Below are 22,617 nucleotides of genomic sequence, written 5' to 3' on the forward strand. Positions count from 1 at the left end.
GCCGTTGACACCGGTCCAGGTGATAAGCTCCTTCTCCGTGCACGAACCGGAGGGGCCTAACGCCGACCAGTGCGGCGGCCCGGCGGACGTGACCGATCCCGAAGAACCACGGTCGCGCTCAGCGGCCGATGCCGGCGCCATCGCGCCCATCCCGGACGCGGAAGACGAAGTCGCCGAGGCCGAAGCGCGGGCGGCGGCGGCTGCCGCGCGCCTCGCAAGGCTGCGCGCGGCAGCCGAAACCGGGGAGGCGCACGACGACACCGCTTCCCCCGATGTCGCGCAGCGCCAGGCAAAGTCGATCCGGGCACGACTGCGGATGCCGCGGCTCCCGAGGCGACCGCGGTGGCTCCGACGCCCGTCCCGCAAAACAACTGCCGCCTCCGTCGGCGTCGTGCTGGTCTCCGCCTCTCTCGCGGCGACCGGTTACATGGTGTGGCAGCACCGGGCCACCGTGCACAGACAACAGCTCGCGGCGGAATTCACTGCCGCAGCGCGGCAACGGATCACGGCACTGATGTCGATTGACGCCAACCATGCCAGGGACGACTACCAGCGCATCATCGACGAGTCCACGGGTGACTTCAAGGCCCAGATGTCTGCGATGTCAGCCATCATGGCCAAACAGACGGAGGAATCGAAGGTCAGCAGCAAGGCCACCGTCGAAGCCGTCGCGGTCGAGTCGATGAGCGACAATTCGGCGGTTGTGCTTGTCGCAGCGAAATCCGACGTCACCAATGCGGACAACACGCATCGGCCACCCGTCGTGTGGCGGATCAGCGTTGCCCTCGCGCGGGACGGCGGCCAGCTCAAAATGTCGAAAGTCGATTTCTTGCAATGACTGTCGAGCGTGGTTCGTCTTCACCCTCCTCGCCGGGGCCGGCTCGCACCGGCGGACCGGCCGCAACCAAACGCTGGATCGGCCGGTGTGTCGCGAGGTGGCGTTCGATAGTCGCGACGGTGTTGGTCGTTGCGGCGATGAGTGTCGCCGCCAGCCTGTATTTCGTCCTGTACCGGCCGGATCAGCAGGTCTCCGAGGCGGCGGCGCAGCGGGCAATCCGGGCGGCGTCAGAGGGATCCGTGGCCGTGCTGTCGTACGCTCCCGACAACCTCGACCGCGATTTCGCCAAGGCGAAGTCATATCTCACCGGCAATTTTCTCGCCTACTACACCAAATTCACAGAGCAGATCGCCGCGCTGGCACAGCAGAAGCACGTCACGGAGACAGCCCAGGTGATCCGGGCGGCCGTTTCGGAGCTGCACCCGGATTCCGCGGTCGTGCTGGTATTCGTCAACCAGACCGCGACCAGCGCGGAGAAGCCACAACCACAAACGACCGCGAACAGCGCCCGGGTGACGCTGACGAAGGTCAAGGGGTCCTGGCTGATTTCGAAGTTGGATCCGCTGTCGTGACCGCTTGCCATTTCGGTTCAATCGCCATTTTGTCGGAGCCGAAGCGGTGTTAATCTCATTGCACGAAAAGCCGCACGGAATGTCGATACCGCATTAATAGTGTCGGTTAATCGAAGCGGGTCGAGGAGTACCTGATGCGTTCAGTTCGACCACTCACCGCCGTAACGCTGGTCGCTGCCACCGCTTTCGGCGGTTTGAGCACGGCATCCATCGCGCGGGCAACGACCAAGGAAGAAGTGGCCGTCAACGGAACGTTCCGCGCCACGTCCATCGGCGATTGGGCCCAGCGGAACGATCAGTACTTCGGCGAGCCGACGGTCGTTCAGACCTGGACCATCAGCTCGACGTGCGTCACGTTCCAGGAATGCCACGGCACGGTGACCAGCGACCAGGGATGGAGCGCTCCCCTGTACATGAACGACGGGGAGATGTGGAAGGTCAAACGCGAAGTGCGGGACTGGGAGCGGTGTGAGGACGGCACCGCGTTCACCGGGCAGCAGACCTTCTACTTCTACCCGGTGAACGAATACGGCGGATATCAGCTCGGCTCGTCGACCTACGCCGGAAAAGACAAGACGGTCGGCCCGTCCGGTGCCTGCGGGCAAAACCAGTGGCTTGATATCGCGATGCCGTTGCGCCTGGACAAAATAGGCTGACCGGCCGTTCCACTCACTTACTTCCGCGGCCCGAGGCGGCTTCAGGTGGGAAGCATGTCCTGCCACGTCTTGGGCGCCTTCGGAGCAACCAGATCCGACTGCTGGTACAGCTTTCCGTCCGGACCGACATAACGACCCGTGCGCGGGTCATACCGGGCGATGGTGACGGACGGCCGTTGCTTTCCGGCCCCGCCGTTGAATGAGCTTGGCGCGGCCTGCGGCCCGCCGCCCGCGGCCGCGTCGGGGGGCGCGGCATCGGGAGGAGTGGACACCGCGGGCGCGGCCGGCGGCGGGGGAAGTTCCCCGGCGGCAGGGACGTCCAGTGGCGCTATGGGCGGAAGGTCTGCCGACATTCGCGACATCGGCGCCAGCGGGGGCGGTCCCGACGACGGCACGGGCGGAACTGCCGCTCCAACCGTGCCCGGTGGCGGATTCTCGCCCCGCGGCCCCGCCGGCGAACCTCGCGGCACCGCCCCCGGCGGCAGCGGAGTTCCCTCCACCGGGCCGAAGATCCTGTCGTTGACGGTCACCCGGTCGTCGGGCGGGACGCCCTGAGCGAGCAGGTTGGGGTCAAGCGGGTAGGGACCGAGGACGTGCTGTTTCATCGCCAACGGCATGTACGGCTTGTCGCTGTTGCAGATTTCGACGGTGGGGGCGCGCTTGCCCGGGTGGCCCATACACGGGTAGTTGCGGGCGCCGCGAACCCCGATCGGCGAATCCTGCGGGAGCTTGCAATACAACCCGTCGGGTGTGTCGATGTCGGTGAGGTCGTCCGGGGATCGCCACGTGTTGGGCGGCATGAAGCCGACCGTGCAAATCGGCGGATCGTCGATCGTGAGCGCGAAGTCGCCCTGGGCCGTGCCCTCGGGATGGTTCGGCGCCGCGGCGGCCTGCTCGATGGCGACCGCCGACGGCAGCAACACCAGCAGCTGCTCCAGCGAGGGGTGGTAGGTGACGCCGATCTGACCGATGGTGGTCAGGTTGGCGAGCAACACCGGCAGCGTCGGTTTGATTTGGGCGAGAAGCCGCGACGCTTCGTTCGCCGCCTCGGGCCCGTTTTGCAGAATGGTGCGGAAGTGGGAGTCGTTGTTCACCAGCACATCCGAGATGCCGGCGAAACTCCGCGCCCACGTCCTGATCGAATCGGTGGTGCGCGCCTGGGTATCCAGGAGCGGACCGGTGTCTTCGGTGAGGGCCCGGGTGCGATCGACGACGCCGTTGGCGTCGCGGGACAACGTCTGCGACGAATCGATCAGTGACCCAAGGTCGTAACCGGATCCATTGAAGCCCTGGAAGGACTCGTCGAGCAATTGGCCGAGTTTGGTCTTCGGGATGCTTTGGACCAAGGCATTGAGCTGGTCGAGCATCGGCCCGACCGGCTGCGGAATCGTGGTGTCGCGCGCGGCGATCACCGAACCGTCGTGCAGGTAGGGCGGCGAATCGGTCTTGGGCCGCAGGTCCACGTACTGTTCACCCACCGCGGAGACGCTCAGCACCTCCGCGGTCAGGTCCGCGGGAACCTTCGGTGAAGTGCTAAGCGACAGCGTCGCTTTCGCGCCCGTCGGGGTCAGGCCCACCGACGTCACCTTTCCGAGCTGAACCCCGCGGTAGGTCACGTTGGAGAACCGGTACAGGCCGCCGGTGGCCGGCAGCTCCAGTGTCACCGTCATCCGGCCGATTCCCAGCAGGGTCGGCGCTTGGATGTAGAAGAGGACCATCGCGATCACGCCAACGGTCCCGGCGATCGCGAACACCGCCAGCTGGATCCGGACGAAGCGCGTCAGCATCTACCCGCCACCTTCCGTCGGTGCCGTTGCCGGCGGCGGTGTTTGACCCACAGCCGCATCGGGCTGCGGTGCCGCGGCGGGCGGCGGCCCGGGCAGCGGGGCAGCGGTCGGCGGCGGCCCGGGCAGCGGGGCAGCACCCGGCGGGGGCCCGGGCAGCGGAGGGAGGCTGGCCGGGTCGACCCACGGCGGCCGCACCGGGTCATGCATTGGATCGTGGGTGTATTGCAGGTAATACGGGTCGCCTGGCGCCGGTACCAGCGGCTGGTCCAGCTGCCCCCAGTGGGTTCCCAGCATCAGGCCTCGCTTGAGCCGTGGAATCGACAAGTCCAGATCGACGTGCAGGTTGAAGTAATCGCCCCGCACCGCACGGTCGACGAAGTTCTGGGTGAACGGGAACACGAACCCGGCCGCGACCGCCGTGCCGAGCTCCGGTCCGACGTCGGCGAGCGCGCGGATGGTCGGCTCCAAATTCTTGAGGTTCTTGACCAGGTCGGCCTGGGTGTCGTTGACCAACCGGGTGGCGGTGTTGCTGAAGACGCGCAGTTTGTCCAGGGCGGCCGTGAGCCGTGGGCGCTCCTTGATCAGCACATCGAGCGCGGGCGGTATCTTCTGCAGCGCCTGGGTGAGGACGTCGCGCTGGTCGGCGAACGTGGCGGCAAGCCGGTTCAGCGCCTGGATGGAATCGACGAGGTTGTCCCGCTGGTCGTCCAGCGTTCCGACGAACGTGTCGAGGCGGGTGATCAGATCACGCACCGCGCCCTCGCGCCCGGACAGGGCGGCGGAGAAATTGTGGATGATCTCCCCGATCTGTCCCAGCCCGCCGCCGTTGACGACCGCCCCCAGCGACGACAGCGTCTGCTCGGTCGACGGGTAGGCCGATGAGCGACTCAGCGGGATGGTGGCGCCCGGTTGCAGCCGTCCACTGCCCTGCTGGCCGAGCGGCGTATTGAGCTCCACATGCATCGACCCCAGCAGGCTGGTCTGACCGACGGTGGCCACCACGTTGGCCGGGACGACGACATCGCGCTTCACCGAGATCTCGACGTCGGCGTGCCAGCCTTTCACCCTCATCGCGCCGACACTGCCGACGACGACATCGTCGATCATCACCGGCGAATTCGACTCCATGGTGCCGACATTCGGCAGCTCCACGTGGTAGATGTTGGCCCCCGGCCCGCGTCCGACCGCGCCCGGCAGGGGCAGTGAATTCAGGCCGTGGAACGCGCATCCCGTCGCCGTCAGCACCACGCAACAGCCCACGGCGAACACCCGGCGCGCCGCCACCCCGGCGATCATTGTTGTGGCCGATCGGCCGGCAGCAGCATGTCTGACGCGCTCTGCGCCGGTGGCGGCGGTGGTGGCACCTCCGGCGTGCTCGGCGGGGGCGGCAGCGGCATCGCCGCGCCCGGTATCCGCGCGGGCGGCACCGCCCCCGGCGGTCCGACCGGATCACCGGGCAGGCCGGTGTAGGCCGACACCGCGGGCGGGATCTCGGGCGGTCCGGGTTTCGGGCCCTCGCCGCCGGGTGCCAGGCGCTGCTCGCTGTAAAGGATGTTGGACGGGTCCACCGACTTCTGCAGGAAGATGTTGATGGGGATCGGCAGGTTGTTGAAGTTGAGCACGCGCAACCCGGGACCGAGGAACAGCGAGCACAGCTTGCCCGATTCAACGGCAGTGACGTTCTCGATGGCGCCGAGTGCGGTGCAGCCCGGCACGGGCAGCGGAACCATCAAACCCGAGAAGGTGGGGTTCGCGAAGTTCATGATGCCGAACCCGCCGACGATGGTTCCGGTGTCGGCGTTGTAGTCGTTGAAGAAGTTGCCGAGCGCGTTCGGCGCCGCGTGCAAAATGTTCTCCAGATCCATGTGCTGATCGACCAAAACCTGTGTGACATCGGCCAACCGGGCGATCTGCTCGCTGGTCTGGTTGCGCGTCCCGGCGATGAAGCGCTGCACCTCGCCGACGGCCGTCGACAGGTCGGTCAGCGCCGCGTCCAGGTCGGATCTGCTGTCGTTGACCACGCTGGTGAGGGTGGCCAGGCGGTCGTTGAACTGCACGATCTGGACGTTGCTGTCGCGCAGCGCGCCGACGAAGGTCTGCAGGTTCTTGATGATGTCGACGATGTTGCCGCTACCGTTGGCGAGGATGCGGCCCACTCCTGACAGTTGGGCCAGTGTCTGGCGCAGCTTGTCGCCGTTGCCGTCGAGCGCGTTGGCGGCGCTGTCGATGAACCGGCCCACCGACGTGCCCGACACACCACTCTTGGGCCCCAAATCCGTCGCCAGCCGCATCAACTGGGCTTTCACCTCGTCCCACTCGACCGGGACCGCGGTCCGTTCGACCGGTATCACGGCCCCGTCGGGCATGACCGGTCCACTGTCCCGATAGGCAGGCGAGAGCTGGACGTAACGGGCAGCCACCAGGTTCGAGGCGACGATCACGGCTTTCGCGTCCGCCGGAATCGGCACGTCGCGGTCGACCTTCAAAGTCATCTTGGCCTGGGTGCCCTGCGGCTGAATGGATTTGATGTTGCCGACTTTGACACCCGATACCCGCACCTCGTCATTGGGATAGATCGCGGTGGCGGTGGTGAAGTAGGCGGTGATCGTCTTCGGGCCGAAGACCGCGTTGCGGACGAGTACGGCGGCGCCGGCAACGACGAGCCCGACCAGGACAACCGCCGCCACGGCCGTCAACCTGTTGCGGGGGATCCGGGAGGTCATTGCGATCCTCCGATCCTGCCGCCCAACGTGCAGCCAGGGCACACCGGAATACCGTTGTACGGCCAGGGAGTCAGCGACCTGGGCAACGGCGAAGGATAGCCGGGACCCTTCGAGGTGTCGAAGGTGCGGAATCCCCACAGGTAGTCGATGATCGGCTGGAACAGTTGGGGGGCAAGGAAGTTCGGTACGAAGGCCTGATAGGCGTACATGCTGGAGATGCCCTCGCCGACCGTGATCTGAAATTTCTTCAGCCCGGGCAGCGCTTTGCTGATGTTGTCGCGGTTCTTCTGCAGCATGGCGGTCACCGAATTCAGCCTCTCCAGCGTCGGTGCCAGCTTGCTCTCGTTGTCGTGCACCAGTGCCGTCAGCTGTTTGGCCACCGCCGACGTGTTGGCCAGCAGGTCCACGATCTCTTGCCGGCGCGCCACCAACACCTGGAGCAGGGAGTCGGAGTTGAGGATGAGTTTGTTGACCTGCTGGCTGCGTTCGGAGAGGACGCCGGTGACGTCGCCGGCGCTCTTGAACAGCTCGCCCAGGTTCTTGTTGCGGCTATTGAGCGTGCGCGACAACCGGGTGAGCGCGTCGAAGGCCGGCCCCATTTGAGGCGCGATCTGGTCGAGCGTCGCCGCGAGCGTGTCCAACGACCGATTCAGCGCCGTGGTGTCCGTTCCGGCGGTGTCGGTTGTCAAGTCGCTGACCGCTTCGGTCAGCGAGTACGGCGAAGACGTGCGCGAGACCGGGATGAGCGCCATCGGGTGCAACGCGCCGCTGCCGGCGGACTCCAGCGTCAGCATCCGCTCGCCCAGCAGTGTGCCGGTGCGGATGTGCGCGGACGTCTCGGAACCGAGCAGGACGTTGCCCTTCATCGCAAACGTCACCAGCGCGTCGCCGCGGTGCAGCTTCACATCCGACACCGTGCCGACCTTCACGCCCGACACGATCACGGGGTTGCCCGTCGCAAGGCCGCCGGCTTCGGTGAACAGCGCCTGGTACCTGACCATCGTCGCCCACGCGATGAACCGGTCGGGCGACAGGCCGACGAGGATGACCATCACCGCCAGGACGACGCCGATCAGTCCCGCCTTGACAAGGCCAGTTCCGCGATACTTGAGCATCAGGGTTCCGTGCACCTTCCCGCGTCTGACCTGAATATCGGGGCTTTCACCGTCCGACCCTGAAGATCCGTGCCGCGCAGTTCCAACTGGCAGAGGTAGTACGGAATGGTGGCGCCGTTCGCGCCGAGCCGGACCAGCTTGCGGTAGTTCTTGGGCGCCTTGCCGATTGCGGCGTCCAGGCGGTCCTTGTCGTTATCGAGAATCGGCGCCAGCCGATTCAACTGGTCGATGGTGCCCGACAGGGGCGGACGCGCGCTACTCAGCAGATCGGCCAGCGAGGCGGTTCCCCTGTCCAGGGCGTCGATGGCGGAGCCGATGGTGGTGCGGTCGTCCGACAGCCCGCTGACGAGTTGCTCGAGGCGGTCGATCGCCCCGGAGAACTTGTTGCCGTCCTTGGAGATCGTGCCGATCACGATGTTGAGGTTGTCGATCAGTTGTTGCACGGTCTGATCGTTGTCCGCCAAGGCATTCGAGAACGACGTCGTCTTGGCGAACAGCGACTCGAGGGTTCCGCCCTGCCCCTGGAAGACCTGCAGCAACGCCGAGGTCAGCGCGTTGACGTCGCGCGCATTCAGGCCCTGCGTAACGGGTTTCAGTCCGCCGAGCAGCAGATCGAGGTCAAACGCCGGCGCTGTGCGGTTGACCGGGATCTGGCCACCGGCCGACAAGCGCTTGGTCGGACCCGGACCATCGACGAGTTCGAGGTAGCGATCGCCCACCAGGTTCAGGTAGCGCACCGCCGCCTTGGTGCCCTCGGTGAGGACGATGCTGCGGTCGGCGTCGAACTGCACCACGACTTTCTTGTCCGGCTGCAGCGAAACGCTGTTGACCGTGCCGACCCGGATGCCGGCGACTCGCACCGACTGCCCCGCCTTGAGACGCGACACGTCGGTGAACACCGCCGAATACCCGTTGGTCGCACCCGTCCGGTATTGGCCGAAGATGAAGAACAGGAAGGCGGTCAGCATCGCCATCACGACCGCGAAGATCGCGAACTTTATCAGCGTGGCCCGCGTTCTCATCCGGGCATCCCGACCTGGGCGGAGTTGCGTGGCGGCCCGGCGATCGGTCCGTACAACAGCTGTTTGAGGAGGTCGGAGTTGATCAGCACTTGTGGGTTTCCGTACCCCACCGGGTTGGCGCCGATGTCGGTGATGAATTGCTTCGGATGCGTGTTGAACGGCAGGTTCGGCAGACCCATGCACTGCGGGCCGCCGGTCGCCGCAACCTTGGGCAGGTTCGTCGGATACCGATAACGTTCGCCGCCCCAGGTGAGGCTCGCCGAGATGTTGATGCTCGGTTCCGACAGCGGCGGACCGTGCGCGATGTTGATCAGCCCACCGAACCCGCAGGTGAACACCTCGTGGTATTCGTTGGTCAGATCGGTGGTCGGCACCAGCAGGTGCAGCGCATCCGTCAGCCGTTGGCGGTTCGTCGACAGGACGTCGTTGCCGATGTCGGCCAAGCCGATCGCGCTGATCAGCAGCGCGTCCAGGTTGTGTTGCTCGTCGACCAGCGTCTTGCTGATCCGCGTCGCGTTGGACGCGGTCTTCACCAGGTTCGGTGCCGCGTCGGCATAGGCGTTGGCCACCACCGGCAAAACCGAGAGGTCATGCCTGAAAGCGGGGAGGCTCGGTTCCAGCCTGGCCAGAAACGAGTCCAGGTCGCTCAGCGACTGGCCGAGCTGTGGGCCCCGCCCACTGAATGCTTGTGCGAGCGCACCCAGCGACTCGTTGAGCTTCGGCGGGTCGATGTGCGACAGGACCGACACCAATTGCTGGAATACGGTGTTGATTTCGACCATCACGTGTTGGCCCTGCAGCATCTGGCCGGCGTGCAGCCGCTGGGCCGAGGGTTGGTCAGGTTCGACCAGTTGGACGGACTTCGCGCCGAATACCGTCGATGACGCGATGTCGACGAGCACGTTGCTGGGGATGAAGCGCAACTGCGAGGGGTCCATCGCCAGGTGGATGGCGGCTTGGCCGTTGGGCAGCGATTCGACCGACGCGACCTTGCCCACCTGCACGCCGCGCATCTTGACCTTCGCGTCCGGGTTCATCACCAGGCCGGCGCGTTGCGAGATCACGGTCACCGGCACGGATTCGGTGAAAGACCCCTGAAACAGACCCACCGCCATGGCGACGATCAGGCAGATGATGACGACAGTGATCAGCCCCAGCAGGGGCGGCAGATAATTTCGACCGGCCGGCGGCCGGGCATGGCCGGAGCGCGGGGGTCGGCCGGCGACCGCGCGACCCGCTGGCACACTCTGCGTCACTGCCGTTCCACCTCCTTCGCTAACCGGACAGGTTGAAGTTGCCGTTCGTACCGTAGATAGACAGCGAGACCAACAGCGTTACCGACACCACGACGATGAGCGAGGTGCGCACCGCATTGCCGGTCGCATTGCCGACGCCGGCCGGCCCCCCCGACGCGAAATAGCCGTAGTAGGTGTGGATCAGCAGGATGGTGAGCGCCATCAGGATGGCCTGCAGGAACGACCACAACAAGTCGATCGGGTTCAGGAACGTGTTGAAGTAGTGCTGATACAAGCCCTGCGACTGCCCGAGCAGGAACGTCGTGGTGAACTGACTGGCCACGAACGACAGGATCACGGCGATGGCGTACAACGGCGTGATGGCCATCATTCCCGCCAGGATCCTGGTGCTCACCAGGTAGGAAACCGGCCGGATGGCCATGCTCTCCAAAGCATCGACTTCTTCGTTGATCCGCATCGCACCCAGCTGAGCGGTCACGCCCGCGCCGAAGGTGGCCGCCAGACCGATCCCGGCGACCACCGGCGCCGCGATGCGCACATTGATGAATGCGGACAAAAAACCCGTCAGCGCTTCGATGCCGATGTTGCCCAGCGAGGTGTACCCCTGGATCGCCAGGGTGCCGCCCGCCGCCAGGGTCAGGAAGCCGACGATCACCACGGTTCCGCCGATCATCGCCAAAGTGCCCGCGCCCATGCTGATCTCGGCGACGAGTCGAACGACTTCGCGCGTGTAATGGGTGGCCGCGAAGGGCACCCCGGCGAGCGCCTTGCCGTAGAACAGGGTGTGGTCGCCGATCCGGCCCAGCGAGGCGACCGGCCTCTCCAGCTGGCGGAAAAATCGCGGATATGCGGCCCTCAGCGCCATTGGCCGTCCCTACTTCGCCGTCATCTTGATGCCGATCGCGGTGACGACCACGTTGACGACGAACAGGGACATGAAGGCATAGACCACGGTTTCGTTCACCGCGTTGCCAACGGCCTTGGCGCCGCCGCCGGTGATCGACAGGCCCCGATAGCAGGCGACCAAGCCGGCGATGAGGCCGAAAAGCGCTGCCTTGACGCAGGAAATGATCACCTCGGGCACGCCGGTGAGCAGGGTGATACCCGCGGCGAACGCGCCGGGATTGACGTCTTGCACAAAGACCGAAAAGACGTAACCGCCAAGGACGCCGATGATGACGACGAGGCTGTTGAGCAGGAAGGCGACCAATCCGGACGCCAGCATGCGCGGGGTCACCAACCGTTGCACCGGGTTGATGCCGAGCACCTCCATCGCGTCGATTTCTTCGCGAATGGTTCGCGCGCCCAGGTCGGCACACATTGCCGTTGCGCCCGCACCCGCCACGATCAAAACCGTGACCAGCGGTCCGAGCTGGGTGACCGCGCCGAACGCGGCGCCCGCACCGGAGAGATCCGCCGCGCCCAGTTCGCGCAGCAGGATGTTGAGCGTGAAGCTGACGAGGACCGTGAACGGGATCGCCACCAACAACGTGGGGGCCAGCGACACCCGCGCGACAAACCAGGATTGCTCCAGGAACTCTCGCCACTGAAACGGCCGGCGGAACAAGAATTTGACCGCATCGGCCGACATGGCGAACAACGCCCCGACGGCCTGCATGGGCCCCGAGATGTCCCATTTCAGTTTCAGCTGCGGCAATCCCGCTGACCAGCGGTCTGCGCCCGTGGCTGCCATCGGCCTCAAACCCTTTCCTGAGTTACGAGACCGACAGTCTTGTTCCCGCGTACTGACTGCTGTAGATTTGGCTGAACCGGGGACCATGAAGGCGTGCTGACGACGACGAAACGCCTTGTGGGCGGCCGGAATCCGGCACCTGACCCGGGCATGACAGCGCTGTCCATCCTCACGCCAGGACCTCCGTTCTGTCGCGTGAGTCGACGCTCCAAAACGTGGGGCCCCATGTCTTGAAGCGTCCGGCGATTATGACTCATGCCGGGTCCGGACGGAACGGAAAACGCATAACCGTTATCCGACAAGCAATCAGCAGTCCGCTTACCCGGGGCGAACGTGCCGCCACAGCCGCTAGGGTCGGCTCGAACATCGACGAGACCTCCGGTCCTAAGTGACGGCGCCGGCCGTCTTGAGTTCGATGATGCGGTCCCAGTCGAGCCCGAGTTCCAGCAAGATCTCGTCCGTCTGCTCGGCGAATCCGGGCGCCGGCCCGGTCTGTGGGGCCGCGACGTCGAATTGGACCGGGTTCGCGACCAACTCGAGTTCGCCTGCCTGCACGATGTACTCGTTGGCACGGACCTGCGCGTCTTTGGCGGCCTGCAGGGTGTCCTGGACGGGCGCCCAGGGACCGGCCAGCGTGGCGAAGCGTTCGCTCCACTCGGCCAGCGTGCGGGTTGCGATGGCCTTGGTCAGCAGCTCCACCGCCTCCGCCGTGTTGGCGGCGATCTTCTCCACCGATGCAAAGCGCGGGTCGTCGGCCAGCTCCGGCAGGTCGACGTGCCGGCACACGTCGGCCCAAAACTTGGTGGGCTGCATCATCACGAAGGAGATGTAGCGTCCGTCGGACGTGGTGTAGAGCCCGACCAACGGGTTGTTGGGAGCCCCGTGCACACCGGGCGGCGGTGCTTCAAGCCGCTGGCCCAGGTGGTTCGTCAGGGCGACCGTGTGCCCCATCGACCACAGGCCGCTACCGAGCAGCGACACGTCGACGACGGACGCCTCGCCGGAGCGTTCCCGCTTGAGCAGGGCCGCCGCGATGCCGCCCGCGAGATTCGTGCCGGAGATGGTGTCGCCGTAGGCGGGCCCGGGCGGCGCGATCATCCCCGGCATCCCCGCCGGCGTGATGGTCGCGGCGGTTCCGGCCCTGCACCAGAACGCGGTCATGTCGTAGCCGCCCTTGACCGACTCCTCGCCGCGCGGACCGAGCGCGCTTCCACGCGCGTAGATGATCTGCGGGTTCAGCGCCCGAATGTCGTCGACGTCGATCCCGAACTTCTGGCGCGCGCCCGGCAGGAAGCTGGTCAGGAACACGTCCGACCGGCGGGCCAGCTCGTAGAGCACTTCCTTGCCCTCGGGCACCGACATGTCCAGCCCGATGCTGCGCTTGCCGCGGTTCGCGTGTTCGATGTTGGGGTTGGGGTCGCCTTCGACGCGCAGCATGCCGGTCTGTCGCAGGCCCCGCTGCGGATCGCCGGTCACCGCGTGCTCGACCTTGACGACGTCGGCGCCCCACTCGGCGAGCACGGCGCCCGCCGACGGGACGAACCCGTACATGGCGACCTCCAGGACGCGGATGCCCTCCAGCGGCCTCACGCCGGAGCTCCCGGCGCCGGCACCGCAAACGTCTTGCTCTCCAAGAACTCCTCCAAACCGGCCACGCCCATCTCTCGGCCCACCCCCGATTGCTTGAAGCCCCCGAACGGGCTGTCCGCGCCGAAGTAGTTGCCGCCGTTGATCGAGAAGGAGCCGGCCCGGATCCGGCGCGCCACCGCGAGCGCACGGTCCTCGTCACGGCTGAAGACGGCACCCGCCAGGCCATAGATCGAGTTGTTGGCGATGCGCACGGCGTCGTCGTCATCGTCGAACGCGATCACGACCAGCACCGGCCCGAAGATCTCCTCCTGCGCGATCTCGCTGTCGGGATCGACATTGGTGAGCAGCGTCGGCGCATAGAAGTAGCCCGGGTCCAGCCGCTTGCCGCCGGTGACCAACGTCGCGCCCGCGGCGACGGCGCGCTGAACCATGCCGTCCACCTTGTCGCGCTGGCGCTCGTTGATCAGTGGGCCCATGTAGGTTTTCGGATCCGCGGGGTCGCCGTGTCGGACGTGGGCGAAGTTCTGCGCGATCAGCTCGACGATCTCGTCGTGGTGCGACCTGGGCACCAGCAGCCGCGACGTCAGGGCACACCCCTGCCCCGCGTGGGTCACCATGCTGAACGCCGCGAACGTCGCCGCGCCGGCGAAGTCCGCGTCGTCGAGCATGATGGCCGCCGACTTGCCCCCCAGCTCCAGAAACACGCGCTTGACCGTTCCGCTGGCGGCGGCCATGATCTTGCGCCCCACCGCCGTCGATCCGGTGAAGGTAACGACGTCGACGTCGGGGCTGGTGGTCAGCGCCTCGCCCGCCTCGGGGCCCGAGGAGCTGATCACGTTCACCACACCGTCGGGCATGTCGGTGTGTTCGGCGATCAGCTCACCGAGCGCCAGCGTGACCAACGGTGTGTCCGGCGCGCCCTTGAGGACCACGGTGCACCCCGCGGCCAGGGCGGGGGCGAGCTTCGCCAACGCCAGCTGGTTGGGGTAGTTGTAGGCGATGATCGCCGCGACCACGCCGGCGGCTTCCTTTTCCACCCAGCGGTGATGGAGCATGCCGCGCGACTCCTTCTCCCCGAGGTCCTCGGAGAACCGGTAGCTGCGCAGCAGATCCGCGTAGAACCGCACGATGCCGATGGGCTCGTCGAGCTGGGCGCCGTGCGTCAGGGCTCGGGTGGCGCCGACCTCGGCGATGGTCAGCTCACGCAACTCTTCGGCATGGTCGATCAGCGCCCGATGCAGCTGGTCGAGGCAGCGGATGCGCAGCTCGACGTCGGTCGGCCAGCTGGTCGTGTCGAACGCGGCCCGGGCCGCCGCGATCGCGGCTTCGGCCTGCCCGGCGCCGGCGTCCGGCGCGCGCCCGAGCACCTCGCCGGTGGCGGGATTGATCGACGGGAACGTTTCGTCGGCGGTGACCAACCTGCCACCGATCAAGAGTCGGCGATCGACGTGTGACCCAGGCGCGGCATCCGCGGCGGGTTCTGCCGTGTCCTGGGCAGGCATTCCGTACCCCCTGGTGACGGTTACGATAATTTGATTCTCTTCCGCGGCGAATCTTACATTCGACTCTCGATAATTCAAGAAACTCCCAGGAATGAGAGCGGGCCGCTGACCAGCGACGCGAGCGCCAGCGATTGCCGGGGACGCACAGTTTGACGCAGGCCAAACAGGGTTTCCCGGGTATGTTGCAACCCGATCCCCCGTGAGAGTAGGGTTCTCATAATTGTAAGCGTGATTCTTTGTGACTGAGACGGTCACCTGTGGAGTAGAGGCCTCAACGTGAAGACTGCGGTGGTCACCGGTGGCGGATCCGGCATCGGTCTTGCCGTCGCACAACGGCTGCGAGCCGACGGCCTCGACGTCGCCACGATCGATCTCCGACCGTCGGACGGCGACCACTGCTTCACCGCCGACGTCACCGACCGGTCGCAGCTGGACGCCGCCTTCGCGGCGATCCGCGCCCAGCTGGGCCCCGTCACTGTCCTCGTCAACGCGGCGGGCCTGGACGGGTTCAAACGCTTCACCAACATCACGTTCGAGGACTGGCAGCGGGTGATCGACGTCAACCTCAACGGCGTCTTCCACACCATTCAGGCGGTGTTGCCCGACATGATCGAGGCGAAGTGGGGGCGGATCGTCAACATCTCCTCGTCGAGCACCCATTCCGGCGCGCCCTATATGAGCCATTACGTCGCGGCCAAGTCCGCGGTCAACGGGCTCACCAAATCCCTGGCGCTCGAGTACGGCCCCGCCGGCATCACGGTGAACGCGGTGCCACCGGGTTTCATCGACACCCCCATGCTGCGCGCCGCGGCGAAGAACGGCTTCCTGGGCGACATTGACGAGACCATCGCGCGGACCCCGGTGCGCCGGATGGGTAAGCCGGAGGACATCGCGGCGGCATGCGCCTTCCTGGTGTCCGACGAGGCCGGCTACATCACCGGTCAGCTATTGGGCGTCAACGGCGGTCGCAACACCTGAGACACCGGTCTTCGGCGACCAATCGGAAGGAGAATCGGTGGGAGACGGCGCACACGGGCGCGTGCAGGGCAAGGTCGCCTTGGTGACCGGCGCGGCCCGCGGCCAGGGCCGCAGCCACGCAGTGCGATTGGCCGAGGAAGGCGCCGACGTCATCGCCGTCGACCTGTGCTGTGACATCGACGCCATCGGCTACTCGATGGCCGCGCCTGAGGATCTCGACGAGACCGCACGGCTCGTGGAGAAGACCGGCCAGGCCGTCGTGACCGCCCGCGCCGACGTGCGTGACGCCGCACAACTGCGCGACGCGCTGGACACCGGGCTCGCCGAGTTCGGTCACCTCGACATCGTGGTGGCGCAGGCCGGAGTCGCCGGCATGAAGGGCGAGCCGCCGCTGCAGGCGTGGTGCGACGTGATCAACACCAACCTGATCGGCACCATCAACGCCATCCAGGTCGCGCTGCCGCACCTGCGGACCGGGGCCTCGATCATCGCCACCGGATCCACTGCGGCGCTGATGGATACCGCCAAGAAGGACGTCCCGGGTAACGACCCTGGCGGCATGGCCTATGTGCACTCCAAGCGCGCGATCGCGCATTACGTGCACGACCTGGCAACCGAGCTGGCGCCGTTGGGAATTCGCGCCAACGTCGTGCACCCCACGAACACCAACACCCCCATGCTGCAGAGCAAGCCGATGTACCGCTCGTTCCGGCCGGATCTCGAACACCCGACCCGGGCGGATGCCGAGCCCGTGTTCGGCGTGCAACAGGCGATGAGGATTCCCTATGTCGAACCGGAAGACATCAGCAACGCCGTGCTGTGGTTGGCCTCCGACGAGGCCAGGTACGTCACGGGCATGCAGCTGCGCGTCGACGCCGGCGGCTATCTGAAGTGGTACGACTACCACAACTAAAGAAGCGCCCCAACTCGAGCCCCGCCACGAACCACGCAAGGAGACACCGTGAAGGTCTGGGTTGATCCAGAGCGCTGCCAGGGCCACACCCTGTGCGCGATGATCGCGCCGGAGTCGTTTCGGCTCAGCGACATCGACGGCAGTTCGTCCGCGGTCGACGAGGTGGTGCCCGCCGATCGGCAGGACCAGGTTCGTGAAGCCGCCCAGTCCTGCCCGGAGCAGGCCATCATCATCACCGAAGACGCCTGAACCGCGCCCGGTTGACCGACGAGATACGCAGGGAGACAGAGCTTTGAGTGTCGACGACGTCGTCAGCGACAGCGACCGCATGAAGAATCGGTATGACTTCGATCGGCATTCCGCGGAGTACCGGTCGCAGTTCACGGCGATCACCCGGGAGATGCACGCCAAGTGCCCGATGGCGTGGAGTGACACCTACGGCGGCCATTGGGTGGCGGCCGGCAGCCACGAGGTCTTCGAGCTGGCCCGCTGCCCCGCCGTGTCCAACGACCACGACATCCACGGCGAACGCCGTGGCTACAAAGGCATTTCGATCCCGACCGCCAGCCGCGTCAGCGCCGTGCGCGGCGGCATCCTGGAGATGGACGACCCCGAGCACCGCATCTACCGCACCGTGCTCAACCCCTACCTGTCGCCGGCGGCGGTCAAGCGCTGGGAGCCGTTCATCGACGACGTGACGCGCGCCTGCCTCGACGAGAAGATCGAGGGTGGCAGCATCGACTTCGTCGATGACTTGGCCAACGTCGTTCCGGCCGTTCTGACGTTGGCGATGATGGGCATCCCGCTGAAGAAGTGGAACATGTACAGCGAGCCGGTCCATGCCGCGGTGTACACGCCCGAACACTCCCCCGATATCGAGCGCGTCACCGAAATGCACAAGCAGATGGGTCTCGACATGGTGAACAACATGCTCGAGATCCGCGAGAACCCGCGGCCGGGAATCGTGAATGCCCTGCTGCAGATGCGCATCGACGGGGAGCCGGCGCCGGACTTGGAAATCCTGGGCAACCTCGGCCTGGTCATCGGCGGCGGGTTCGACACCACGACCGCCCTGACCGCCCATTCGTTGGAGTGGCTTTCCGAGCACCCCGAGCAACGCGACCTGCTCAGCAGGGAACGCAAAACGCTGCTCGACCCGGCGACCGAGGAGTTCTTGCGCTACTTCACTCCGGCCCCCGGCGACGGCCGGACGTTCTCCGACGACGTCGAACTCGACGGCACCCGGTTCAAGGAGGGCGAGCGGCTGTGGATCTCCTGGGCGATGGCCAACCGCGACCCCGCGGTGTTCCACGACCCCGACGACATCGTCCTCGACCGTAAAGGCAACCGGCACTTCAGCTTCGGACTCGGCGTGCACCGGTGTATCGGATCCAATGTGGCACGCACCGTGTTCAAGTCCATGCTCACCGCGGTCCTCGACCGGATGCCGGACTATCGCTGCGACCGCGAGGGCACCATCCACTACGAGACCATCGGCGTCATCCAGGGCATGCGCAAGCTGCCGGCCACCTTCGCCCCCGGCCGCAAGATCGGGGCCGGCCTGGACGAGACGCTGGAGAAGCTGCAGCGCATTGTCGACGAGCAGGAACTCGCCAGGCCGATCACCGAACGCAAGGAAGCCGCCGTCATCGACTGACATCCGGCGTCGCTACGCGGGAGGAGGGCCGTCGTTGACCGCGCCAATTTCTCCGAGTACGCCTGTTCAGCGTGGGCGCGCTCTATATTCAGGCCAGGCGCGTGCGCAGAGACGGGAGACGCATCGGTGAAGACTTTCGCAGTGAGCCTTGCGCTTGCCACGGCCGCGCTGACCGTCGCGCCGACCGCCCACGCGGACATCCAGGTCGGCAACTACCGGGTGGACACCAACCGGGATCCCGGCCACATCTGGATTTGGGCGATCCGACCGTGCAGATACGATCAAGGGCCGGAATGCCTGACGATCCAAGCGATTCCGCAACCCAATGGGCAAGCGGCGCCCTGGAAGTCAGACGCACATCTGTCCAACGGCCGCTACACCATGGCCGTTGACGTCCCCGACGGTGTGCGCTGCGTGGTCCAGTTCTTTCCCTCGCATGACGTTTACTCATGGGATTCGGTGACAATGGCGGGTCAGGTTGACTCGACGTTCGACACCGGCTGCGGTGGCGGACCGGGGGGCACCGCCAGCTATCCGTTTTCGCTCGTGCGATGGTAGCCGCGACCCGGAGTCAGTCGATCAGGAAAGTGACGGGCAGTAAGCGCAATGGCTGAGGCGAAGGAACCGCAAGATTCGGCCACCTCTAAAGCCGACGTGAAGGCGTTGCTCGAGGAGGCCGAGGCCGAAGCGGCCGAGGCGGAAGCACTGGCGGCCGCGGCGCGCGCCCGCGCCCGTGCCGCCCGGCTGCGGCGTGAAGCGCAGGCCCAAGCGGAGGAAGAGGCGCAGGCCAACAACGCCGAGGCAGCCCCGGACGCCGACGAGGACGCGACCGAAACCGCGGAAGCAGAGGCCGAAGACGACGTCGCCGACGCTGCCGAAGCCACCGGCGCAGCGGAGACCGCCGAAGAAGTCTCCGGCGAAACCCCGGAAAAGGAGGAGTCGGAATCCGAGCCGGCCCGCTCGCGGCGACGCGTGCGGCTGCCGGCGTGGTCCGTGACGTGGAAAGCGGCCGTCATCGTGCTCATCTGCGTCTTCGTCGCGGCCAGTGGGTACATGATGTGGGAACGTCATGAGACCACCGAGCGCAATCAGCGCACCGCGAACTTCATCGCGGGGGCCAAACAGAGTGTCGTCAACATGTTCTCGATGGACTTCAACCGGGCCAAGGAGGACGTCCAGCGGGTGATCGACAGCTCGACCGGCCAGTTCAGGGACGACTTCCAGCAGCGCGCGAAAGATTTCACGACCGTTGTCGAGCAGTCCAAGGTGGTGACTCAGGGAACCGTGAATGCGGCGGCCGTGCAATCCATCGAGGGGAATTCCGCGTTGGTGCTCGTCGCGGCGTCATCGCGGATCAGCAACGCCGCGGGCGCCAAAGACGAGCCGCGCAATTGGCGGCTCAAGGTGACCGTCACAGACGACGGCGGGCAATACAAGATGTCCAAACTGGAGTTCGTTCCGTGAGCGAGGAAAACCGCGACATCGACGTCGCCGACGGCTCTGCCGACCAGACCGAAGACAGTGGACGTGGCAACCGCCGGGTGCGACCCAAGGTGAAAGTCGTTCCGGTTCTTCTGCTTTCGCTCCTGCTGATCTCCGGTGGCGTGGCGACGTGGCTGTACCTCACCCAGTACCGGCCCGATAAACAAACCGACGCCGGCGTCGCGAACGCGGTCGTCACTGCCGCGTCCGACGGAACGGTCGCTTTGCTGTCGTACTCGCCCGACACGCTCGACAAAGACTTCGCCGCCGCAAAGTCGCACCTGTCCGGTGATTTCCTGTCGTACTACAACCAGTTCACCGAGCAGATCGTCGCTCCGGCGGCCAAACAGAAGTCGCTGAAAACCAGCGCCCGGGTGATCGGGGCCGCGGTCTCGGAGCTACATCCGAATTCGGCCGTCGTGCTGGTGCTGGTCGACCAGAGCACTACCAGTAAGGACAACCCGGACCCGGCGATGGCGTCCAGCAGCGTGCTGGTGAGTTTGAGCCGCGTCAACGGCGCCTGGCTGATCACCAAATTCGACCCGGTCTAGCGACCCGGTTCCCTCGGCAAGGGAACTAACCGCGCGGCAGCCCGAGCACCCGTTGGGCGATGATGTTGCGCTGGATCTCCGAGGTGCCCCCGGCGATCGTCCCGGAAAAGCTGCGGGCGTAACGCTCGAACCAGCTCGCGAAATAGTGGTCGAGGTTCATGTGCGCATAGGGCCCGGTCAGGCCCGGGTGAACGAGCCCGTCGGCTCCCGCCGACGTCAGTGCGAGCTCCATCGCGCGCAGCTCGGCCTCGGACCCGAGCAGCTTGAGCACCGAGATCGCCGCCACGTCGTCTTCGCCGCGCGCGGCGCGGGCCAAGGCCACCGAGCCCAGCAGGCGCAGCGCCTGCTTGTCCATGATGGTGCTGGCGTACTGGTCGCGCTCGACCTCGGCGCCGGGATGGAAGTCGTCGATCATGTTGTCGAGTCGGTCGGCGAAACCCAGCCACATCATCGTGCGTTCGTGCCCCAGCGACCCGTTGGCAACCCGCCAGCCCTGGTCGAGCTCGCCGACCAGATTCTCCGCGGGTACCCGAGCGTCGGTGAAGAACACCTCGTTGAAATCCAGGTCATCGGCGCCACAGATCGACGGGAACGGCCGGCGCACGACTCCCGGGGTGTCGGTGGGGATGATCAGCGCGCTGATCCCCTTGTGCTTGGGCGCATCCGGGTTGGTGCGCACAAACGTCAGCAAGACGTCGGCGTCGTGGGCACCCGAAGTCCACACCTTCTGCCCGTTGACCACGAAGTGATCGCCGTCCAGCACGGCGCGGGTGCGCAACGACGCCAGGTCAGAGCCCGCGCTGGGTTCACTCATTCCCAGCGATGCGGTGATCTCGGCCCGCAGGATCGGTACCGCCCAGCGCCGCTTCTGTTCCTCGCTGCCGAACGACAACAGCGACGCCGCAACGATGTTCACGCCCTGCGGGTTGAAGCTGTGGTAGATCCGGCGTCGGCTGAGCTCCTCCAGGTAGACGAACTGCTGAATGATCGTCGCGTTACGGCCCCCGAACTCCGCTGGCTGGCTCGGCAGCAGCCAGCCGTTGTCGAACAACAGCCGCTGCCAGTCGCGTGCCCACTGCGGCATATGGGATACCGAACGAGGTCGCTCGCGCGTTTCGCTTGCGGGGGGCAGGTTTTCGTCGAGGAAGGCCGCGAACTCCGCCCGAAACGCCTCGACGTCGGAATCAAAAGTCAACTGCACGGTACTCCTCCGCGATGCGCGCCCGGTGCTCGGCGGCGCCGCCGAGCATCAACTCACCGGCCTTGGCGCGCTTCAGCGCGAACTGCAGATCGTTCTCCCACGTGAATCCCATTGCGCCATGGAGCTGTAGACCATGCCGGAATACCAGCGACTGGCACTCCCCTGCCGACGCCTTGGCCATGGCCGCGGCGAGCCGGCGGCGGGGATCGTCGGCGGCGATCGTCAGCGCCGCGAAGTAGGCCAGGGCCCGGGCCCTTTCGATGGCGACGTGCATGTCCGCGGCCTTGTGCTGGACGGCCTGGAACGAGCCGATCGGCACACCGAATTGTTGACGGCTGCGGACGTGTTCGAGCGCCAGATCCAGGATGCGCTGGCACGCGCCGACCATGGTGATCGCCATGCCCGTCAGCGCCATATGGTGCGCGCGCTCGGAGTCGACGGCGAGCCGGGCGCTATCGGGTACCCGGACTTCGCAGAACGACAGGTCGGCGACGTGCAAGACGGGGTCGAAGACCGCGACGCGACGCGCGGACACCTGGTTGGACGCGGTGAGGAAAACTCCGGCATCGGTCGCCACCGCCAGGCGGTCGACGCGGTCGCCGTCGAGGACATGCCGCGCCGTACCGTCCAACACCCAACCCTCGGCGTCCCGGTGCGCCGCCACCCCGCCGTAGACGGCGGTGCCCGACTCGTGCGGATCGAACTGCTCACCCACCAACGGGGCGAACTGGCTCATCGTCGCCAGGAAGGGGGTGGGGTCGGTCGCGTGCCCCAATTCTTCGAGCACGATGGCCAATTCGACGGCGCTGGCGGTGATGACAGGGAGGCGGCCTTCATGCTGTTGGAGTTCGACGCCGATCAACGGCTGTGGCAGAAGACCGTTCGCGACGCCGTCGCCAAGCAGTGCCCGCCCGCACTGGTCCGCGGCGTGGCCGAGGACGGCGTCGACCCCCGTCCCTTGTGGAAGTCGTATGTGGACCAGGGCTGGACCGAGCTGAACGACCCCGCCAGCGCCGTCGAATTGGCCATCGTGCTCGAAGAATTGGGGCACGCGACCGACCCCACCCCCTTCCTGGCGACG

General features: G+C 66.2%; 22 protein-coding genes. 10 read left to right on the forward strand and 12 right to left on the reverse strand.

Annotated features, from left to right (window positions below):
• Positions 1–37 precede the first annotated feature (37 nt).
• From A5692_RS27695 to A5692_RS27705, 3 genes are all read left to right on the forward strand, one after another.
• Positions 38–838, forward strand: coding sequence for a hypothetical protein (locus A5692_RS27695; RefSeq protein WP_068062920.1), 801 nt, complete (start codon positions 38–40; stop codon positions 836–838).
• A complete protein-coding gene (locus A5692_RS27700) occupies positions 835–1,410 on the forward strand; it encodes a hypothetical protein (RefSeq protein WP_068062842.1) in 576 nt (191 codons plus the stop codon). Before A5692_RS27695 ends, A5692_RS27700 begins: the two co-directional genes overlap by 4 nt.
• A gap of 134 nt (positions 1,411–1,544) precedes the next feature.
• Positions 1,545–2,066, forward strand: coding sequence for a hypothetical protein (locus A5692_RS27705; RefSeq protein WP_068062844.1), 522 nt, complete (start codon positions 1,545–1,547; stop codon positions 2,064–2,066).
• 41 nt (positions 2,067–2,107) lie between these two features.
• On the opposite strand, the gene A5692_RS27710 is transcribed toward A5692_RS27705, so the two are convergent.
• The 10 genes from A5692_RS27710 to A5692_RS27755 all read right to left on the reverse strand — a co-directional run bounded on the left by A5692_RS27710 (position 2,108) and on the right by A5692_RS27755 (position 14,754).
• Positions 2,108–3,853: an MCE family protein gene (locus A5692_RS27710; protein WP_068062847.1), complete on the reverse strand. Its 1,746-nt coding sequence runs from the start codon at positions 3,851–3,853 to the stop codon at positions 2,108–2,110.
• Positions 3,854–5,149, reverse strand: a complete 1,296-nt coding sequence (locus A5692_RS27715; RefSeq protein WP_068062850.1) for an MCE family protein — start codon at positions 5,147–5,149, stop codon at positions 3,854–3,856. It abuts the gene before it with no gap.
• On the reverse strand, positions 5,146–6,576 hold the full coding sequence (locus tag A5692_RS27720) for an MCE family protein (RefSeq protein ID WP_068062854.1): 1,431 nt from the start codon (positions 6,574–6,576) through the stop codon (positions 5,146–5,148). Before A5692_RS27720 ends, A5692_RS27715 begins: the two co-directional genes overlap by 4 nt.
• Positions 6,573–7,691 (reverse strand): MCE family protein, encoded by a 1,119-nt coding sequence (locus tag A5692_RS27725; protein ID WP_068062921.1) that lies wholly within the window; start codon positions 7,689–7,691, stop codon positions 6,573–6,575. The genes A5692_RS27720 and A5692_RS27725 overlap by 4 nt, the downstream gene beginning before the upstream one ends.
• Complete coding sequence (locus A5692_RS27730; RefSeq protein ID WP_068062857.1) at positions 7,691–8,713, reverse strand: MCE family protein; 1,023 nt, start codon at positions 8,711–8,713, stop codon at positions 7,691–7,693. The genes A5692_RS27725 and A5692_RS27730 overlap by 1 nt, the downstream gene beginning before the upstream one ends.
• Positions 8,710–9,969, reverse strand: a complete 1,260-nt coding sequence (locus A5692_RS27735) for an MCE family protein (protein ID WP_068062860.1) — start codon at positions 9,967–9,969, stop codon at positions 8,710–8,712. Before A5692_RS27735 ends, A5692_RS27730 begins: the two co-directional genes overlap by 4 nt.
• A gap of 19 nt (positions 9,970–9,988) precedes the next feature.
• Positions 9,989–10,834 carry an ABC transporter permease gene (locus tag A5692_RS27740; RefSeq protein WP_067922237.1) on the reverse strand — a complete coding sequence of 282 codons (846 nt, stop codon included), beginning with the start codon at positions 10,832–10,834 and terminating at the stop codon, positions 9,989–9,991.
• A 9-nt stretch (positions 10,835–10,843) separates the two neighbouring features.
• Complete coding sequence (locus tag A5692_RS27745) at positions 10,844–11,662, reverse strand: ABC transporter permease (protein WP_068062863.1); 819 nt, start codon at positions 11,660–11,662, stop codon at positions 10,844–10,846.
• A 384-nt stretch (positions 11,663–12,046) separates the two neighbouring features.
• Positions 12,047–13,252 carry a CaiB/BaiF CoA-transferase family protein gene (locus A5692_RS27750; RefSeq protein ID WP_068062866.1) on the reverse strand — a complete coding sequence of 402 codons (1,206 nt, stop codon included), beginning with the start codon at positions 13,250–13,252 and terminating at the stop codon, positions 12,047–12,049.
• Positions 13,249–14,754, reverse strand: coding sequence for an aldehyde dehydrogenase family protein (locus tag A5692_RS27755; protein ID WP_068062873.1), 1,506 nt, complete (start codon positions 14,752–14,754; stop codon positions 13,249–13,251). Before A5692_RS27755 ends, A5692_RS27750 begins: the two co-directional genes overlap by 4 nt.
• Before the next feature lie 276 nt (positions 14,755–15,030).
• Between A5692_RS27755 and A5692_RS27760 the strand changes: the two genes are divergently transcribed.
• From A5692_RS27760 to A5692_RS27790, 7 genes are all read left to right on the forward strand, one after another.
• Entirely contained in the window at positions 15,031–15,732 is a 702-nt protein-coding gene (locus A5692_RS27760) for an SDR family NAD(P)-dependent oxidoreductase (RefSeq protein ID WP_068062876.1), read from the forward strand.
• Between the two features lie 37 nt (positions 15,733–15,769).
• The gene (locus A5692_RS27765; protein WP_068062879.1) at positions 15,770–16,645 is read left to right on the forward strand and encodes a mycofactocin-coupled SDR family oxidoreductase; all 876 of its coding nucleotides are present in this window, start codon (positions 15,770–15,772) and stop codon (positions 16,643–16,645) included.
• 48 nt (positions 16,646–16,693) lie between these two features.
• The gene (locus tag A5692_RS27770) at positions 16,694–16,894 is read left to right on the forward strand and encodes a ferredoxin (RefSeq protein WP_067922210.1); all 201 of its coding nucleotides are present in this window, start codon (positions 16,694–16,696) and stop codon (positions 16,892–16,894) included.
• Between the two features lie 43 nt (positions 16,895–16,937).
• Positions 16,938–18,302 (forward strand): cytochrome P450, encoded by a 1,365-nt coding sequence (locus tag A5692_RS27775; protein ID WP_068062883.1) that lies wholly within the window; start codon positions 16,938–16,940, stop codon positions 18,300–18,302.
• A gap of 141 nt (positions 18,303–18,443) precedes the next feature.
• Positions 18,444–18,860, forward strand: coding sequence for a hypothetical protein (locus A5692_RS27780; RefSeq protein ID WP_068062887.1), 417 nt, complete (start codon positions 18,444–18,446; stop codon positions 18,858–18,860).
• A gap of 48 nt (positions 18,861–18,908) precedes the next feature.
• Positions 18,909–19,766 (forward strand): hypothetical protein, encoded by an 858-nt coding sequence (locus tag A5692_RS27785; protein ID WP_068062890.1) that lies wholly within the window; start codon positions 18,909–18,911, stop codon positions 19,764–19,766.
• Complete coding sequence (locus A5692_RS27790) at positions 19,763–20,335, forward strand: hypothetical protein (RefSeq protein ID WP_068062892.1); 573 nt, start codon at positions 19,763–19,765, stop codon at positions 20,333–20,335. The genes A5692_RS27785 and A5692_RS27790 overlap by 4 nt, the downstream gene beginning before the upstream one ends.
• Positions 20,336–20,360: 25 nt before the next feature.
• Here the strand turns inward: A5692_RS27790 and A5692_RS27795 are convergent, their stop codons facing one another.
• Entirely contained in the window at positions 20,361–21,536 is a 1,176-nt protein-coding gene (locus A5692_RS27795; protein WP_068062898.1) for an acyl-CoA dehydrogenase family protein, read from the reverse strand.
• Positions 21,520–22,518, reverse strand: coding sequence for an acyl-CoA dehydrogenase family protein (locus tag A5692_RS27800; RefSeq protein WP_156766327.1), 999 nt, complete (start codon positions 22,516–22,518; stop codon positions 21,520–21,522). Before A5692_RS27800 ends, A5692_RS27795 begins: the two co-directional genes overlap by 17 nt.
• Between the last annotated feature and the right edge of the window lie 99 nt (positions 22,519–22,617).

Source organism: Mycobacterium sp. E342 (genome assembly GCF_001667665.1).
In the GTDB taxonomy this organism is placed as follows: Bacteria; Actinomycetota; Actinomycetes; order Mycobacteriales; family Mycobacteriaceae; genus Mycobacterium.

Coding starts and splice junctions, on each gene's coding strand:
- A5692_RS27700 (WP_068062842.1), top strand. CDS start 835: ATGACTGTCGAGCGTGGTTCGTCTTCACCCTCCTCGCCGGGGCCGGCT.
- A5692_RS27730 (WP_068062857.1), bottom strand. CDS start 8,713: ATGAGAACGCGGGCCACGCTGATAAAGTTCGCGATCTTCGCGGTCGTG.
- A5692_RS27745 (WP_068062863.1), bottom strand. CDS start 11,662: ATGGCAGCCACGGGCGCAGACCGCTGGTCAGCGGGATTGCCGCAGCTG.
- A5692_RS27705 (WP_068062844.1), top strand. CDS start 1,545: ATGCGTTCAGTTCGACCACTCACCGCCGTAACGCTGGTCGCTGCCACC.
- A5692_RS27715 (WP_068062850.1), bottom strand. CDS start 5,149: ATGATCGCCGGGGTGGCGGCGCGCCGGGTGTTCGCCGTGGGCTGTTGC.
- A5692_RS27755 (WP_068062873.1), bottom strand. CDS start 14,754: ATGCCTGCCCAGGACACGGCAGAACCCGCCGCGGATGCCGCGCCTGGG.
- A5692_RS27725 (WP_068062921.1), bottom strand. CDS start 7,691: ATGCTCAAGTATCGCGGAACTGGCCTTGTCAAGGCGGGACTGATCGGC.
- A5692_RS27785 (WP_068062890.1), top strand. CDS start 18,909: ATGGCTGAGGCGAAGGAACCGCAAGATTCGGCCACCTCTAAAGCCGAC.
- A5692_RS27740 (WP_067922237.1), bottom strand. CDS start 10,834: ATGGCGCTGAGGGCCGCATATCCGCGATTTTTCCGCCAGCTGGAGAGG.
- A5692_RS27720 (WP_068062854.1), bottom strand. CDS start 6,576: ATGACCTCCCGGATCCCCCGCAACAGGTTGACGGCCGTGGCGGCGGTT.
- A5692_RS27710 (WP_068062847.1), bottom strand. CDS start 3,853: ATGCTGACGCGCTTCGTCCGGATCCAGCTGGCGGTGTTCGCGATCGCC.